Source organism: Plantactinospora solaniradicis (genome assembly GCF_042658085.1).
Lineage (GTDB): Bacteria > Actinomycetota > Actinomycetes > Mycobacteriales > Micromonosporaceae > Plantactinospora > Plantactinospora solaniradicis.
Window position 1 is genome coordinate 1 of sequence record NZ_JBHSPR010000146.1, and the last position, 1881, is coordinate 1881.

Here is a 1881-nt window from a genome sequence, read left to right on the forward strand (position 1 = left end):
GCATGAGTAGCGAAAGAAGGGTGAGAAACCCTTCCGCCGGATGACCAAGGGTTCCAGGGCCAGGTTAATCCGCCCTGGGTGAGTCGGGACCTAAGGCGAGGCCGAGAGGCGTAGTCGATGGACAACGGGTTGATATTCCCGTACCCGTGTAGGAGCGCCCGTGATGAACCTCGTTGTGCTAACCACCCGAACTTGGTGAGGTCTTCGGACTGATCTGAGGGAGCGTGGGAACCTGGCGGGTAGTAGTCAAGCGATGGGGTGACGCAGGAAGGTAGCTGAGCCCGGCCGGTGGTTGTGCCGGGGTAAGCGTGTAGGCCGGTGTGTAGGCAAATCCGCACGCCATGTGGCTGAGACGTGATGCCGAGCCGATTCAGGTGAAGTCAGTGATCCTATGCTGCCGAGAAAAGCCTCTAGCGAGTTCCGAGCGGCCCGTACCCCAAACCGACACAGGTGGTCAGGTAGAGAATACCGAGGCGATCGGGTGAACTGTGGTTAAGGAACTCGGCAAATTGCCCCCGTAACTTAGGGAGAAGGGGGGCCGGAGACGTGAAGGGACTTGCTCCTGGAGCGTTGTATGGCCGCAGAGAGCAGGGGGAAGCGACTGTTTACTAAAAACACAGGTCCATGCGAAGAAGTAATTCGATGTATATGGACTGACGCCTGCCCGGTGCTGGAACGTTAAGGGGACCGGTTAGTCTTTCGGGGCGAAGCTGAGAACTTAAGCGCCAGTAAACGGCGGTGGTAACTATAACCATCCTAAGGTAGCGAAATTCCTTGTCGGGTAAGTTCCGACCTGCACGAATGGCGTAACGACTTCCCCACTGTCTCAACCACAGGCCCGGCGAAATTGCAGTACGAGTAAAGATGCTCGTTACGCGCGGCAGGACGGAAAGACCCCGGGACCTTTACTATAGCTTGACATTGGTACTTGAATTAGCTTGTGTAGGATAGGTGGGAGCCGGTGAAGTCCATACGCCAGTATGGGTGGAGGCAATCTTGAAATACCACTCTGGTTGGTTTGGGTATCTAACTTCGGGCCCTTATCGGGTTCAGGGACAGTGTCTGGTGGGTAGTTTAACTGGGGCGGTTGCCTCCTAAAATGTAACGGAGGCGCCCAAAGGTTCCCTCAGCCTGGTTGGCAATCAGGTGTTGAGTGTAAGTGTATAAGGGAGCTTGACTGTGAGACTGACGGGTCGAGCAGGGACGAAAGTCGGGACTAGTGATCCGGCACTTGCGTGTGGAAGCGGTGTCGCTCAACGGATAAAAGGTACCCCGGGGATAACAGGCTGATCTTCCCCAAGAGTCCATATCGACGGGATGGTTTGGCACCTCGATGTCGGCTCGTCGCATCCTGGGGCTGTAGCAGGTCCCAAGGGTTGGGCTGTTCGCCCATTAAAGCGGTACGCGAGCTGGGTTTAGAACGTCGTGAGACAGTTCGGTCCCTATCCGCCGTGCGCGTAGGATACTTGAGAAGGGCTGTCCCTAGTACGAGAGGACCGGGACGGACGAACCTCTGGTGTGCCAGTTGTCCCGCCAGGGGCATGGCTGGTTGGCTACGTTCGGAAGGGATAACCGCTGAAAGCATCTAAGCGGGAAGCCTGCTTCAAGATGAGGTATCCCACCCCCGTAAGGGGGGTAAGGCCCCCAGGTAGACGACTGGGTTGATAGGCCGGAGATGTAAGCCAGGTAACTGGTTCAGTTGACCGGTACTAATAGGCCGAGGACTTGACTACAAAGCTGCTACGCGTCCACTGTGTGATTCACAGCAAACGAACAACAGACCCGTGGTATGGGTGTTGTTTGATTTGTTGATAGAGTTACGGCGGTTATGGCGGAGGGGAAACGCCCGGTAACATTCCGAACCCGGAAGCTAAGCCCTCC

At 56.2% G+C, this 1881-nt stretch carries 2 rRNA genes; both read left to right on the top strand.

Going from position 1 to position 1881, the window contains the following annotated elements:
* A 23S ribosomal RNA gene (locus ACFP2T_RS47950) occupies positions 1-1733 on the top strand; the annotation flags it as partial.
* 85 nt (positions 1734-1818) lie between these two features.
* Positions 1819-1881, top strand: a 5S ribosomal RNA gene (gene rrf / locus ACFP2T_RS47955); the annotation flags it as partial.